The organism is Shimia sp. (assembly GCF_041624275.1).
Lineage (GTDB): Bacteria > Pseudomonadota > Alphaproteobacteria > Rhodobacterales > Rhodobacteraceae > Shimia.
Genome location: NZ_JBFJVE010000072.1, coordinates 1 through 13,213, shown reverse-complemented (window position 1 = coordinate 13,213; position 13,213 = coordinate 1). Strand labels below are relative to the sequence as shown.

General features: G+C 63.7%; 14 protein-coding genes and 1 pseudogene. 11 read left to right on the top strand and 4 right to left on the bottom strand.

Translation table 11 applies throughout. The features are described 5' to 3' along the window. The 4 genes and pseudogenes from ABZD10_RS07585 to ABZD10_RS07570 form a co-directional block, all read right to left on the bottom strand. Positions 1 to 435 (bottom strand): annotated as a pseudogene (locus ABZD10_RS07585) (succinate--CoA ligase subunit alpha); the annotation flags it as partial. Between the two features lie 5 nt (positions 436 to 440). Beyond that, the gene (gene sucC / locus ABZD10_RS07580) at positions 441 to 1,634 is read right to left on the bottom strand and encodes an ADP-forming succinate--CoA ligase subunit beta (RefSeq protein WP_372885546.1); all 1,194 of its coding nucleotides are present in this window, start codon (positions 1,632 to 1,634) and stop codon (positions 441 to 443) included. 287 nt (positions 1,635 to 1,921) lie between these two features. Further along, a complete protein-coding gene (mdh, locus tag ABZD10_RS07575; protein WP_372885545.1) occupies positions 1,922 to 2,884 on the bottom strand; it encodes a malate dehydrogenase in 963 nt (320 codons plus the stop codon). A 336-nt stretch (positions 2,885 to 3,220) separates the two neighbouring features. Then, a complete protein-coding gene (locus ABZD10_RS07570; protein WP_372885544.1) occupies positions 3,221 to 3,532 on the bottom strand; it encodes a hypothetical protein in 312 nt (103 codons plus the stop codon). A gap of 183 nt (positions 3,533 to 3,715) precedes the next feature. Here ABZD10_RS07570 and ABZD10_RS07565 point away from each other — a divergent pair, with 183 nt between their 5' ends. From ABZD10_RS07565 to ABZD10_RS07515, 11 genes are all read left to right on the top strand, one after another. Continuing rightward, complete coding sequence (locus ABZD10_RS07565; protein ID WP_372885543.1) at positions 3,716 to 4,570, top strand: CoA ester lyase; 855 nt, start codon at positions 3,716 to 3,718, stop codon at positions 4,568 to 4,570. Between the two features lie 37 nt (positions 4,571 to 4,607). Beyond that, positions 4,608 to 5,156, top strand: coding sequence for an NnrU family protein (locus tag ABZD10_RS07560; RefSeq protein WP_372885542.1), 549 nt, complete (start codon positions 4,608 to 4,610; stop codon positions 5,154 to 5,156). A gap of 4 nt (positions 5,157 to 5,160) precedes the next feature. Further along, complete coding sequence (locus ABZD10_RS07555; RefSeq protein ID WP_372885540.1) at positions 5,161 to 5,364, top strand: DUF1737 domain-containing protein; 204 nt, start codon at positions 5,161 to 5,163, stop codon at positions 5,362 to 5,364. Further along, positions 5,365 to 6,396 carry a MaoC family dehydratase gene (locus tag ABZD10_RS07550; RefSeq protein ID WP_372885539.1) on the top strand — a complete coding sequence of 344 codons (1,032 nt, stop codon included), beginning with the start codon at positions 5,365 to 5,367 and terminating at the stop codon, positions 6,394 to 6,396. Positions 6,397 to 6,406: 10 nt separating this feature from the next. Continuing rightward, entirely contained in the window at positions 6,407 to 7,165 is a 759-nt protein-coding gene (locus ABZD10_RS07545; protein WP_372885538.1) for a DUF4344 domain-containing metallopeptidase, read from the top strand. A gap of 387 nt (positions 7,166 to 7,552) precedes the next feature. Next, on the top strand, positions 7,553 to 7,936 hold the full coding sequence (gene sdhC, locus ABZD10_RS07540; protein ID WP_372885537.1) for a succinate dehydrogenase, cytochrome b556 subunit: 384 nt from the start codon (positions 7,553 to 7,555) through the stop codon (positions 7,934 to 7,936). 13 nt (positions 7,937 to 7,949) lie between these two features. Beyond that, on the top strand, positions 7,950 to 8,321 hold the full coding sequence (gene sdhD, locus ABZD10_RS07535; RefSeq protein ID WP_372885536.1) for a succinate dehydrogenase, hydrophobic membrane anchor protein: 372 nt from the start codon (positions 7,950 to 7,952) through the stop codon (positions 8,319 to 8,321). Positions 8,322 to 8,337: 16 nt separating this feature from the next. Continuing rightward, positions 8,338 to 10,143: a succinate dehydrogenase flavoprotein subunit gene (sdhA, locus tag ABZD10_RS07530; protein ID WP_372885535.1), complete on the top strand. Its 1,806-nt coding sequence runs from the start codon at positions 8,338 to 8,340 to the stop codon at positions 10,141 to 10,143. A 106-nt stretch (positions 10,144 to 10,249) separates the two neighbouring features. After that, entirely contained in the window at positions 10,250 to 11,143 is an 894-nt protein-coding gene (locus tag ABZD10_RS07525; RefSeq protein ID WP_372885534.1) for a hypothetical protein, read from the top strand. A gap of 147 nt (positions 11,144 to 11,290) precedes the next feature. Next, complete coding sequence (locus tag ABZD10_RS07520) at positions 11,291 to 12,070, top strand: succinate dehydrogenase iron-sulfur subunit (protein WP_372885532.1); 780 nt, start codon at positions 11,291 to 11,293, stop codon at positions 12,068 to 12,070. 298 nt (positions 12,071 to 12,368) lie between these two features. Further along, a partial coding sequence (locus tag ABZD10_RS07515; RefSeq protein WP_372885531.1) for an urea carboxylase-associated family protein occupies positions 12,369 to 13,213 on the top strand: 845 nt, incomplete at its 3' end.

Sequence of the window (13,213 nt, the reverse complement as noted above, 5' to 3'; positions counted from 1 at the left end):
GCGTTTGTGGATATGGCCGGGCATGATGCCGATCTTGCAGGCGCCGGGGGTGATGACGCCGGGGCAGTTGGGGCCGACAAGGCGCGAGGACGAACCCTCGAGGGCGCGCTGCACCTTCATCATGTCGAGAACCGGGATGCCTTCGGTGATGCAGACGATCAGCTCCATCTCGGCGTCGATGGCCTCAAGGATCGAATCGGCCGCGAAGGGCGGCGGAACATAGATCACCGATGCGTTGGCTTCGGTTGCCGCCTTGGCGTCATGCACCGAGTCGAAGACCGGCAGGCCGAGGTGCTGCATGCCGCCCTTGCCGGGGGTCACGCCGCCGACCATCTGGGTGCCATAGGCAATTGCCTGTTCCGAGTGGAAGGTGCCCTGCGAGCCGGTGAAGCCCTGACAGATCACCTTGGTGTTTTCGTTTACGAGAACTGCCATCGAACTTATCCTTTCACCGCTTTGACGATTTTCTCAGCGCCGTCGCTGAGGTTGTCGGCGGCGATCACATCCACATCAGAGTTGTTGATGATATCTTTGCCTGCTTCCACGTTGGTGCCTTCGAGACGCACCACCAGCGGCACCTTGAGGCCCACTTCCTTCACCGCGGCGACCACGCCCTCGGCGATGACGTCACAGCGCATGATGCCGCCGAAGATGTTCACCAGGATGCCTTTGACGTTCGGGTCCGAGGTGATGATCTTGAAGGCTTCGGTGACTTTCTCCTTGGTGGCGCCGCCACCGACGTCGAGGAAGTTGGCCGGCTCGGCGCCGTAAAGCTTGATGATGTCCATGGTGGCCATCGCCAGGCCGGCACCGTTCACCATGCAGCCGATCTCGCCGTCCAGAGCGATGTAGTTGAGGTCGTATTTCGACGCTTCCAGCTCTTTGGGGTCTTCTTCGGTGGTATCGCGCAGCTCGGCGATGTCGGGGTGGCGGTAGACGGCGTTGCCGTCAAAGCCGACCTTGGCGTCGAGCAGCTTGAGATTGCCGTCGGGCATGACGATCAGCGGGTTGATCTCGAGCATCTCCATGTCCTTCTCGATGAAGGCGCGGTAGAGATTGCCCAGCAGTGCGACGCATTGTTTGATCTGCGCGCCTTTCAGCTCCAGCGCGAAGGCAACGCGGCGGCCGTGGTAGGGCATGTAGCCGGTGGCCGGGTCGATCGAGAAGGACAGGATCTTTTCCGGGGTCGCTGCGGCGACTTCCTCGATGTCCATGCCGCCCTCGGTCGAGGCGACGATCGACACGCGCGAGGTCTGGCGGTCGACGAGGAAGGCAAGGTAAAGCTCGCGCTCGATGTCCGAGCCGGCTTCGATGTAGATGCGGTTGACCTGTTTGCCCGCCGGGCCGGTCTGGTGGGTCACGAGGGTGCGGCCCAGCATCTTCTTGGCTTCTTCGGCGGCTTCCTCCACCGACTTGGCAAGGCGCACACCGCCTTTTTCGCCAGCATCGGCTTCTTTGAAGGATCCCTTGCCGCGACCGCCTGCGTGGATCTGCGCTTTGACCACCCAGAGCGGGCCGTCAAGCTCGCCTGCTGCGGTTTTGGCGTCCTCGGCCTTCAGGACGGCACGTCCTTCGGAAACGGGGGCACCGTAGGTGCGAAGCAATGCCTTCGCCTGGTATTCGTGGATGTTCATGGACACGTCCCATCTTGCTACGATTGGCAGCGATATAGGCATAGGAATAAGGGTTCTCTAAACGGTTTTTTTGAATTTGAGCGAATTTGTCGCATTTGTGATCACACTAAACTTTTGTGTGATCACAAAAATTCAAACCCGGCCGATCCGCAAAGAATCACCCTGCCGAGATTAGGCCACCGGGGCGGCCGGCGCCATCGCAAGTCACCCCGGAAATGGCGCAAAAAAAGGGCCGGCACGCGATGCGCCGGCCCCGATCCCGGTCAACCGGGAAAGCTTTTGATCGCTCAGGCGAGAGAGCCGTCGATGCCCTTGCAGGCCTCGACCAGGCCTTGAACCGCCTTGACGCTGGTGTCGAACATCTCCTGCTCTTCCTTGTTGAGCTTGATGTTGACGATGCGCTCGACGCCGCCGGCGCCGATCACGGTCGGCACGCCGACATACATGTCCTTGACGCCGAGGTCGCCGTCGCAATAGGCGGCGCAGGGCAGCACGCGTTTCTGGTCTTTCAGGTAGGCTTCGGCCATTTCGATCGCCGAGGCGGCCGGGGCGTAGAAGGCCGAGCCGGTTTTCAAGAGGCCGACGATTTCCGCGCCGCCGTCACGGGTGCGCTGCACCATGGCGTCGAGTTTCTCTTGCGTGGTCCAGCCCATTTCGATCAGGTCGGGCAGCGGGATGCCGGCAACGGTCGAGTAACGTACCGAGGGCACCATGGTGTCGCCGTGGCCGCCGAGAACAAAGGCGGTGACGTCGCGCATCGAGACGTTGAATTCCTCGGCCAGGAAGTGACGGAAGCGCGCCGAGTCGAGCACGCCGGCCATGCCGCAGACCTTGTTGGCGGGCAGGCCCGAGAACTTCTGCAGGGCCCAGACCATGGCGTCCAGCGGGTTGGTGATGCAGATCACGAAAGCGTCGGGCGCGTGGTCGCGGATGCCTTCGCCGACCGACTTCATGACCTTGAGGTTGATGCCCAAGAGGTCGTCGCGGCTCATGCCCGGCTTGCGGGCGACACCGGCGGTGACGATGCAGACGTCGGCGCCGGCGATCGCGGCATAGTCGCTGGTGCCCGACATGGCGGCGTCGATCTTCTCGACCGGGCCGGATTCGGCGATGTCCAGCGCCTTGCCCTGGGGCAGGCCATCGGCGATGTCGAACAGAACAACGTCACCCAGTTCTTTGATGGCTGCGAGGTGGGCGAGCGTGCCGCCGATGTTGCCTGCGCCGATAAGGGCAATCTTGGGTCTGGCCATGGGAAATATCTCCGGTGGGTTGAATTTTCGCCGCTGGCTTAGGGGGAAAACGGGCTTGACGCAAGTGTTTGCAGGCGCGGCGAAGCGCTGCAGGCGCCTCCGCGCCGAGTGTTCGAGCCGCAAAACCGGCCCTTTCACGCCGACTCAAAAGGCCGGAGTGCGGCGCAACAGATACGAAAAACCAAGCACTTATTGGCGAAGGCTGCGCATGGGCTCGCGCCCTGATTGCGCTAACAACGCCTGACGGGCCGGCCTGCGCTTTTGCAGATCCCGCGCTACCGCGCCGCTGGCCCGTGCGCGGTCGCGGCAGCCGGTGTCCCCGGGTCCGGCCGGGACTCAGGCGCCGTCGCCGGCCGGCGGCAGCGCCTCGGCCAGGGTCTCGAAAGCCTGCCCCGAGGCCACCAGACAGGTCGAGCCGTTGGCGAAGGTGACCGTGATCGTCCAGCTGCCCGAGGCGCTGGCGAAAACTTCGACCACGGCGTTGTTGGCCCCCAGCCCGATCGACTGCCGGGTTTCGCCATAGCCCTCGGCCAGCCGTTGCACGACCATTTCGCGCGGCGCGCAATTGCCCTGCTGGGCGTTCAGTTGATGCGCGGCCAGCACCATCAGGCCCAGCCCCATCGTTGCCTTGAAGAAAATCTGTTTCATTGCTCTGCCCTTTGCTTTTCTGGGCACCCCCGTCACTGCCCGACAGCAAAAGCCTGCCCGAGCAGAGCCCAACACCCGGTTAACGCAGCGTTCGAAAAGGGAATTTCTGCAACGCGGCATTTTGGGCTTGAACTTTTTGTCAAAAAATGCCCCATTCCACGCAACTTTGTTTCGGAGGCACTCATGGATCAGCGCGCACGTCCCTATCGTTCTGTACTTTATATTCCCGGCTCCCGCGACCGGGCGCTGGACAAGGCCAGAACCCTGCCGGTGGACGCGATCATCTTCGACCTCGAGGATGCGGTCTCGGTGGACGAGAAGGAAAACGCCCGCGCGACGCTGGCCGCAGCGCTGGAGGCCGGTGGCTATGGCAGCCGGATGCGCATCGTGCGCATCAACGGGCTCGACACCCAATGGGGCGAAGCGGATGCACGTGCCGCGGCGGCGATGGATTGCGACGCCGTACTGCTGCCCAAGGTGGAAAGCGCGGCGCAGCTTGATGCGCTCGCCGCATTGGTCGGCGACAAGCCGATCTGGGCGATGATGGAAACCCCGCGCGGCATGCTGAACGCGGCCGAGATCGCCGCCCATCCGCAGCTCACCGGTTTCGTCATGGGAACCAACGACCTGGCCAAGGAATTGCAGACCCGCTATCGCCCCGACCGCCTGCCGATGATGGCCGGGCTGGGCCTGTGCCTCTTAGCGGCCAAGGCCGAGGGCATCGTCATCGTCGACGGGGTCTACAATGCCTTCAAGGATGCCGAGGGGCTGAAGGTCGAATGCGATCAGGGCCGCGACATGGGCTTTGACGGCAAGACGCTGATTCACCCGGCGCAGGTCGATGTGGCCAATACCGCCTATGCCCCGACCGAAGACGAGATCGACCTCGCGCGCCGCCAGATCGTCGCCTTCGAGGAAACCGAGGCCGCCGGGCAGGGCGTGGCGGTGGTTGACGGCAAGATCGTCGAGAACCTGCATGTGGTGACCGCGCGCGAGATCCTTGCGAAAGCAGATGCAATCGCCGCGCTGGGGGGCTAATTCTGGACCCTGAACCAGTTCACCAGCGGAGAGCGAGATGACTTTATTGGTTTTGGGGCTGCTGCTCTGGATGGCAGCACATCTTTTCAAACGCCTGATGCCCGGCGTGCGGGCGCGCATGGGCGACCCGGGCAAAGGGCTGGTGGCGCTGACGCTGCTGGCCGGCGTGGTGCTGATGGTGCTCGGCTATCGCGGTGCCGATGGCGACATTCTTTGGTCGCTGCCCGGTTTTGCGGTGCATATCAACAATCTGTTGATGCTGATCGCCATCTTCATGTTCAGCCCGGCGCCGCGCAAGGGGCGGCTGCTGAACAATGTGCGTCACCCGCAGCTGATCGCCATGAGCCTGTGGGCGATTGCCCACCTATTGGTCAATGGCGACATGGAATCGCTGGTGCTGTTCGGCGGTCTGCTGGTCTGGGCGCTGCTGGAAATGGTGGTGATCAACCGGGCCGAAGGCAAATGGCGGCCGAGCGAAACCGGCACTTTGGCCAAGGATGCGATGTTTGCCGTGGCCTCGGTCGTTCTGCTTGCCGTCATCGGCTATGTCCATGCCTGGCTCGGCCCCTGGCCTTTCGGAGGGTAAGCGCATGAAACTCTATCGGTTCCTCAGCGAAGAAGACACATCGGCCTTCTGTCACAAGGTGACGGATGCGCTGAACAAAGGGTGGGAGCTTTACGGCTCTCCGACCCAGACATTCTGTCAGCAGACCGGCGTCATGCGCTGCGGTCAGGCTGTGACCAAGGAGGTCGAGGGCACCTATAGCCCCGACACGAAACTAGGAGAGCATTAGATGGCCAAGACCAATCCGGGCCGGTTTTTCGAAGACTACACGCTGGGTCAGGTGATCGAGCACGCGGTGCCGCGCACCGTGTCGGGCGGCGAGCGGGCGCTGTATCACGCGCTTTATCCGGCGCGCCATGCGCTCTATTCCTCGGATGCTTTCGCACAGGCCAGCGGCCTGCCCAAGGCGCCGATCGACGATCTGGCGGCGTTCCACGTGGTCTTTGGCAAAACCGTTCCGGATGTCTCGCTGAACGCGGTGGCCAATCTGGGCTATGCCGAAGGGCGCTGGCTGAAGCCAGTCTACGAGGGCGACACCCTGCGCTCGACCTCGGAGGTGATCGGGCTCAAGCAGAACTCGAACGGCAAGACCGGCGTGGTCTATGTGCGCACCCGCGGCATGAACCAGTCGGGTGACGTGGTGATGGAATATGTGCGCTGGGTGATGGTGCGCAAACGCGACATCGACGCGCCGGCCCCCGAGGCCGTGGTGCCCGAGCTGTCCAAGGTCATCGACCCGGCCGATCTGGTGATCCCCGAAGGGCTGGACTTCTCGAACTACGATTTCACTCTGGCCGGCGAGTCGCATCGCTGGGGCGATTACGAGATCGGCGAGACCATCGACCATGTCGATGGCGTCACGCTGGAAGAGGCCGAGCACATGATGGCGACGCGGCTGTGGCAGAACACCGCCAAGGTGCATTTCGATGCCACCTTCCGCCCCGACGGCCAGCGGCTGATCTATGGCGGCCACATCATTTCGCTGGCCCGCGCCCTGTCGTTCAACGGCCTTGCCAACGCGCAGATGATCGTCGGCCTCAATGGCGGCGCCCATGCCAACCCGGCCTTCTCGGGGCTGACGGTCAAGGCCTGGTCGCAAGTGCTGGACAAGGCCGAGACCGGCGCGCCCGGCGTCGGCGCGATCCGCCTGCGGCTGGTGGCGACCAAGGGCGGAGCGCCTTTCGAGCTGAAGGGCGACGACGGCAAGTACAATCCGGATGTGCTGCTGGACCTTGATTACTGGGCGCTGATGCCGCTCTAATGCGGGTATGATGCGCCTGATTGCCAGCATAGCCCTGACGCTCTCCTTGGTCGGCCCCGCCCGGGCCGATTTCCGCTTCGATGGTCCTGCCGAAGTGCAGGACTATGTGGAAAGCAATCTGCTGGGCATTTTCTATCACGAGCTGGGCCATGCCCTGATCGACATTCTTGGCCTGCCGATCTTTGGCCAGGAAGAGGATGCGGCGGATGTGTTGTCGGTGTTCCTGCTGGACGCGTTCTGGGAGGAAGAAACCGCCGTGCAGCTGGCCTATGACACGGCGTTTGGCTTTCTCGGCGAGGCCGAAGAGCGGCAGGCGGCGGGGCAGGATCCGCCCTATTGGGATGTGCACGGCCCGGATCTGCAACGCTATTATAACCTGATCTGCGTGTTCTACGGCGCCAACCCCGAGGCGCGCGAGGACGTGGCGCGGGATCTCGGCCTGCCCGAAGACCGCGCCGCCTATTGCCCCGAGGAATATGCACAGGCCGACGGCAGCTGGGGCGATGTGTTGCAGGAACTGCTGCACCCCGGGGGCGGCGAGAGCCTGGTGATGGATGACACCGACACCAGCAGCGATGCCGGGGCGCTGACCGCCGACCTGATCGCCACCGAGATCGCCGCCCTGAACGAAGAGTTCCGCCTGCCGGCGACGCTTTTCGTTTCGGTGGTTTCCTGCGGTCAGGCCAATGCCTTTTACGACCCGTCGCGGCGCGAGATCATCATGTGTGTCGAGTTTGCCGATTACCTTGCCGATGCCATGCCGGAATGACCGCGCGGACGCGGTTTTCCGGCGCCAAGGGGCGGCAGGCAGCCTTTGATTGCGCGCAGATGCGCGGGGTCTCGCAAAACGTGATCACAAAGCGAAGTGCAATATTTGCCATCGCAACCACCCGCTGTGCTGCGGCCGGCGGGCGGGCGGCGTCGCAGAGTGGCGAAATTGCGCCGCAGATCGGCGATCATTGCAGGAACGGCGATTGATTCGACGTCAACGTGATCACAAAATATTTTACCGTGATCACAAGTGCCCGCGAAATTGGGCGGGTTTGGGCAAATTTCGCCGAATGCGCCAAAAAACCGCGCCTTTAGCGCTCCCAATATCGTGACACACGATGTTTTTTTGTTACTAAGGATCCGAGGGAAACCGAAAGGATTCAACATGGCCGACGTGAACCGAGGCAATCGCCCGCTTTCACCGCATTTGCAAGTTTATCGCCCGCAGCTGACGTCCGTGACGTCGATCTTTGCCCGCTTAACCGGAGTCGCGCTGCTTGGCGCCGCCTTTCTCGTCGTCTGGTGGTTCCTGGCCGCCTCGGCCGGGCCCGAGTATTTCGCCCTGGTCAACGGGCTGATGACCTCGTGGTTCGGAGACCTGGTGATGTTCGCGGCGCTCTGGGCGGTCTGTTATCACTTCCTGTCCGGCCTGCGTCACCTCTATTGGGACACCGGGCGCGGTTTCGAGATCGAATTCGCCGAAAAGCTGGGCTGGGCCGTGGTCTTCGGCTCGGTGATCCTTGCGGTCTTGGCCGCACTTATTCTGTAAGGGGGCTGGAACGATGGCATTTCTGACCGACCGCAAACGCGCCGAATACCGTGGTTCTTCGCGCACCGGCACCGAACATTTCTGGGGCCAGACGATCAGCGCCGTGGGGCTGGCCATTCTGATCCCGCTATTCGTGCTGACGTTCGGCTCGGCGCTGGGCGGCACCTATGAAGAGGTGATCGCCTATTACCAGCGCCCGTTCCCGGCGGTGATCGCGGGCATGACCGTCACCGTGGCGATGATCCATTTCCGCCATGGCATCCAGGTCGTGATCGAAGACTACACCCGTGGGCTTCAGAAGAAGTTCCTGATCATCCTCTGCACCTGCATCGCCTATGCCGTTGCGGCCACCGGGCTGTTCGCGCTGGCGCGTATCGCCCTTTAACTCCCGGAGCTGAAACATGGCTGCTTACGAATACGAAACACATGAATATGACGTGGTCGTGGTTGGCGCTGGTGGCGCCGGACTGCGCGCCACGCTGGGCATGGCCGAACAGGGTCTGCGCACCGCCTGCGTGACCAAGGTCTTCCCGACCCGCTCGCACACCGTCGCAGCACAGGGCGGCATCGCCGCCAGCCTCGGCAACATGGGCCCGGACAGCTGGCAATGGCACATGTACGACACCGTCAAGGGGTCGGACTGGCTGGGTGACACCGACGCCATGGAATACCTGGCGCGCGAAGCGCCCAAAGCGGTCTATGAACTCGAGCACTACGGCGTGCCCTTCTCGCGCACCGAGGAAGGCAAGATCTATCAGCGCCCCTTCGGCGGCCACACCACCGAGTATGGTGAAGGCCCGGCCGTGCAGCGCACCTGCGCCGCCGCCGACCGCACCGGCCACGCCATCCTGCACACGCTTTATGGTCAGTCGCTGAAGAACAACGCCGAGTTCTACGTCGAGTATTTCGCCATCGACCTTATCATGTCGGATGACGGCCAGTGTCAGGGCGTGGTCTGCTGGAAGCTCGACGACGGCACCATGCATGTCTTCAATGCCAAGATGCTCGTGCTGGCCACCGGCGGCTACGGACGCGCCTATTTCAGCGCCACCTCGGCCCATACCTGCACCGGCGACGGCGGCGGCATGGTGGCCCGTGCCGGCCTGGCGCTTCAGGACATGGAATTCGTCCAGTTCCACCCCACCGGCATCTACGGATCGGGCTGCCTGATCACCGAGGGCGCACGCGGCGAAGGCGGCTATCTGACCAACTCCGAGGGCGAACGTTTCATGGAGCGCTATGCGCCCCAGTACAAGGATCTTGCCCCGCGCGATTACGTGTCGCGCTCGATGACCATGGAGATCCGCGAGGGTCGCGGCGTCGGCGAGCATGGCGATCACATTCACCTCAACCTCAACCACCTGCCCGCCGAAGCGCTGGCCGAACGCCTGCCGGGCATTTCGGAAAGCGCCAAGATCTTCGCCGGTGTCGATGTCACCAAGGAGCCGATCCCGGTGCTGCCGACGGTGCATTACAACATGGGCGGCATCCCGACCAACTACTGGGGCGAGGTGCTGAACCCGACCAAGGACGATCCGACCGCGGTCGTGCCCGGCCTGATGGCCGTGGGCGAAGCGGGCTGTGCCTCGGTCCACGGGGCCAACCGTCTGGGGTCGAACTCGCTGATCGACCTCGTGGTCTTCGGCCGCGCCGCCGCGATCCGCGCCGGCAAGGTGGTCGACCCCGAAAGCACCAACCCGGTGCTCAACCAGGCCTCGGTCGATGCGGCATTCGATCGTTTCGACGGTCTGCGCAACGCCCGTGGCGGCGTGCCGACGGCCGAGCTGCGGCTCGAGATGCAGCGCACCATGCAGTCCGACGCTGCGGTGTTCCGCACCGACAAGACCCTGAAGGAAGGCGTCGAGAAGATGACCGCGATCGCCGCCAAGCTCGACGATCTGCACGTCACCGACACCTCGCTGGTCTGGAACAGCGATCTGATGGAGACGCTCGAGCTGACCAACCTGATGCCCAACGCTCTGGCCACCATCCACGGTGCCGAGGCGCGCAAGGAAAGCCGCGGCGCCCATGCCCACGAGGACTATGCCGCGCGCGACGACGAGAACTGGCGGGTGCACACCGTCAGCCGCGTCGAGGGCACCAAGGTCGACCTGACCTATCGCCCGGTGATCGTCGATCCGCTCTCGACCGAGGCGGAAGGCGGCATCAGCCTGAAGAAGATCGCGCCCAAAGCGCGGACCTTCTGATCCTGATCCGGCATGCGGCGGGGCGCGTATATCCTTGACGACGTCCACCTCCTTCGGGAGGTGGCGGCGCGGCCCGTTGCCGAAACTCCGGCTGCGGGGGCCTGTCATGGTGAATGACATCGCCACCAAGACCGGCGATCTGCCCGAGACCTGGCAGCGGCTGGGGTTCCGCCCCGGCAAGACCCTGCGCTGCTTCGGCATGCGCCGCTCGGGCAATCACGCGATCCTAAACTGGCTGCAACGCAACGCGCCCGACGGGCACGCGCTGTTTCTCAACAACTGCCGGCGCGGCAAGGATCCGTTGACCAGTTTTGCGACGCTCGAATTCGACACCGAGCGGGCGCCGCACCGGGCCGCCCAGAAAGACCTGGCCGCAGCCTGCGCCGGGATGCGCGACGGGGCGATGCTGCTGTTCTCCTACGAGGATTGCACAGCGGCGGGCTTCTCCATCGACCGGCCGGTGTCGGGGCCTTTCGACGAAACCCTGATCGACGCCGATCTCTACATCTATCGCGGCTTTCTCAACTGGATCGCCTCGCTGGCCAAGAAACTGTCGCTGAACCCGACTCTGGGGGCGGCCCAGCGCGGCGAAACCCTGCTGCGGTCGATCACGCTCTACACCGAATTGCTGCAACAGGTGCAGGTGGCGCAGGAGCTGGGCATCGTGCCGGTCTGTTATGACGACTGGACAGGCAGCGAGACCTATCGCGCCGGGCTGCTGAAGACCCTCGGGTTGCCGCTGCGCGACAATTCCCTTGGCCAGGTGCAACCCTATGGTGGTGGCTCGTCGTTCCAGAAAGAGACCGAGGCACCCGACGATTTGCAGACCGGGCGTCGCTGGCTTCAGATGGCGTCGGACCCGCTGTATCAGGGCGTGCTTCACGTCGCCGCCCGCGATGTCGCGCTGATCGAGGCGCTCGAGGCGCTGTTCCCCGCGGATGCCGAGGTTCTGGCGGCGATTGCAGCGCTGCACCCGATTCCACAGGAGGTGTTCCAGTGAAGACCGCCCTGACCCGCCCAACCGCCGCGCGCGCCCCGTGCCCGGCCCACGGAATGACCGGCACTGCCCGGCCGGACCCCAGAAACCGCACCCAGCGGACGGCTGCCAGATGTGTGTTGGCATCCAGCTATGCAAGGAGACAGATCAATGGTTGAATTCGCACTGCCGAAGAACTCCAAGATGACCACGGGCAAGACCTGGCCCAAGCCCGAAGGGGCGACCAATGTGCGCAAGTTCCAGATCTATCGCTGGAACCCGGATGACGGCAAGAACCCCTCGGTCGACACCTATTTCCTCGACATGGACAAATGCGGTCCGATGATCCTGGACGCGCTGATCAAGATCAAGAACGAGATCGACCCGACCCTGACCTTCCGCCGCTCGTGCCGCGAAGGCATCTGCGGCTCCTGCGCGATGAACATCGACGGCATCAACACCCTGGCCTGTATCTATGGTCTCGACGAGGTGAAGGGCGATGTGAAGATCTATCCGCTGCCGCATATGCCGGTGGTGAAGGACCTGATCCCCGATCTGACCCATTTCTACGCCCAGCACGCCAGCATCATGCCGTGGCTGGAAACCAAGACCAACCGCCCGGCGAAAGAGTGGAAACAGTCGATCGAAGACCGCAAGAAGCTTGATGGTCTCTATGAATGCGTGATGTGCGCCAGCTGCTCGACCTCCTGCCCGAGCTACTGGTGGAACGGCGACCGCTATCTCGGGCCGGCGGCGCTGCTGCATGCCTATCGCTGGATCATCGACAGCCGCGACGAGGCCACCGGCGAACGGCTCGACAATATCGAGGATCCGTTCAAGCTGTATCGCTGCCACACCATCATGAACTGCGCCAAGACCTGCCCCAAGGGTCTGAACCCGGCCAAGGCGATTGCCGAGATCAAGAAGATGATGGTCGAGCGCAGCATCTGATCCGAGCGCACAAAATGTTTGAAAAGGGCCTGCGATTTCGCGGGCCTTTTTTCTTGCCGCTGCGGGCAGGGCGCGTGGCGGGGATTGCCGCGACTTTCCGGGGCAAATGTCGGAAACGGTCCGCGCGGGGCGTGGTTCGGACGTGGTGCGGCGGCGGATGGGCGGTTATCGTGACGGCAGGGGCGGCCTTGGGGCCGCGCGGCCGCAGGATGGATCGCAGGATGGATCAAGGGGGAAACATGGATTATTGCACCGGATGGATCGAAGCAGCCCAGGGGATCACCCCGGAGCGCGGAAGATGAGCGCCGCGCCCGAAGATGCCGAGGCCCGCCGCGCCGTGGCGCCGGTGATCTGCTACCCGCCCGAAACCCTGCCGCCGCCGCCGATGGCGCTCTATCGCGCCGCGCGCGCAGGTGCCGAAAAGGTCGATGAAATCCTGGTGCCGGCCCGCGACGCGGCCTGTTTCCGGGTCGGGGCAGGCCAGGTCTTTCGCATCAGCAGCATCGAGGGCCCGCAGGTGGGCGATCTCAACCTCTGGAATGCCGCAGACCTTGGCGAGCGTTTCTATTCCGGCAAGACCCGCGCCCTGCATGGCACCCATGTGAGCACAGGTGCGCGGCTCTGGTCTTCTTTCCCGCAGCTGCGGCCGATGGCGACCATCATTGCCGATACGCTGGACTGGTACGGCATCGACGCCTTCGGGGGTTCGGTGCATGACGTGATCGGCACCCGTTGCGACCCCTATACCGGCACCCTTCTGTCGGGCACCCAGTATCATCACTGCTGTCATTCCAATCTGATCCGGGCACTGGCCGATGCCACCGGGCTGTCGCTGGCGGCGGCCGAAGCCCATGTCCATGACGTGCTGAACGTCTTCATGTGCACCGGTTTCACCCGCGACAGCGGCCAGTACTTCATGAAGGCCAGCCCGGTGCGCCCGGGCGACCATCTCGAGTTCTTTGCCGAGATCGACCTGCTGGGCGCGCTCAGCGCCTGTCCCGGCGGCGATTGCTCGAGCGAACACAGTTCGGACAAGGCGGCCTGTTACCCGCTTCTGGTCGAGATCTTCGCGCCGGCGCCCGGGGCACTGGAGGGCTGGCAGCCCCCGGCCCGCAACGGCTACGACCGCAGCCACGGGCGCGG

What these genes read in the sequence shown, in the direction of transcription:
- ABZD10_RS07555 (WP_372885540.1), top strand. Translation starts at nt 5,161, where the DNA reads ATGAAACTCTATCGGTTCCTCAGCGAAGAAGACACATCGGCCTTCTGT.
- ABZD10_RS07565 (WP_372885543.1), top strand. Translation starts at nt 3,716, where the DNA reads ATGGATCAGCGCGCACGTCCCTATCGTTCTGTACTTTATATTCCCGGC.
- sucC (WP_372885546.1), bottom strand. Translation starts at nt 1,634, where the DNA reads ATGAACATCCACGAATACCAGGCGAAGGCATTGCTTCGCACCTACGGT.
- ABZD10_RS07545 (WP_372885538.1), top strand. Translation starts at nt 6,407, where the DNA reads ATGCGCCTGATTGCCAGCATAGCCCTGACGCTCTCCTTGGTCGGCCCC.
- ABZD10_RS07525 (WP_372885534.1), top strand. Translation starts at nt 10,250, where the DNA reads ATGGTGAATGACATCGCCACCAAGACCGGCGATCTGCCCGAGACCTGG.
- sdhA (WP_372885535.1), top strand. Translation starts at nt 8,338, where the DNA reads ATGGCTGCTTACGAATACGAAACACATGAATATGACGTGGTCGTGGTT.
- ABZD10_RS07550 (WP_372885539.1), top strand. Translation starts at nt 5,365, where the DNA reads ATGGCCAAGACCAATCCGGGCCGGTTTTTCGAAGACTACACGCTGGGT.
- sdhC (WP_372885537.1), top strand. Translation starts at nt 7,553, where the DNA reads ATGGCCGACGTGAACCGAGGCAATCGCCCGCTTTCACCGCATTTGCAA.
- ABZD10_RS07570 (WP_372885544.1), bottom strand. Translation starts at nt 3,532, where the DNA reads ATGAAACAGATTTTCTTCAAGGCAACGATGGGGCTGGGCCTGATGGTG.
- sdhD (WP_372885536.1), top strand. Translation starts at nt 7,950, where the DNA reads ATGGCATTTCTGACCGACCGCAAACGCGCCGAATACCGTGGTTCTTCG.
- mdh (WP_372885545.1), bottom strand. Translation starts at nt 2,884, where the DNA reads ATGGCCAGACCCAAGATTGCCCTTATCGGCGCAGGCAACATCGGCGGC.
- ABZD10_RS07560 (WP_372885542.1), top strand. Translation starts at nt 4,608, where the DNA reads ATGACTTTATTGGTTTTGGGGCTGCTGCTCTGGATGGCAGCACATCTT.
- ABZD10_RS07520 (WP_372885532.1), top strand. Translation starts at nt 11,291, where the DNA reads ATGGTTGAATTCGCACTGCCGAAGAACTCCAAGATGACCACGGGCAAG.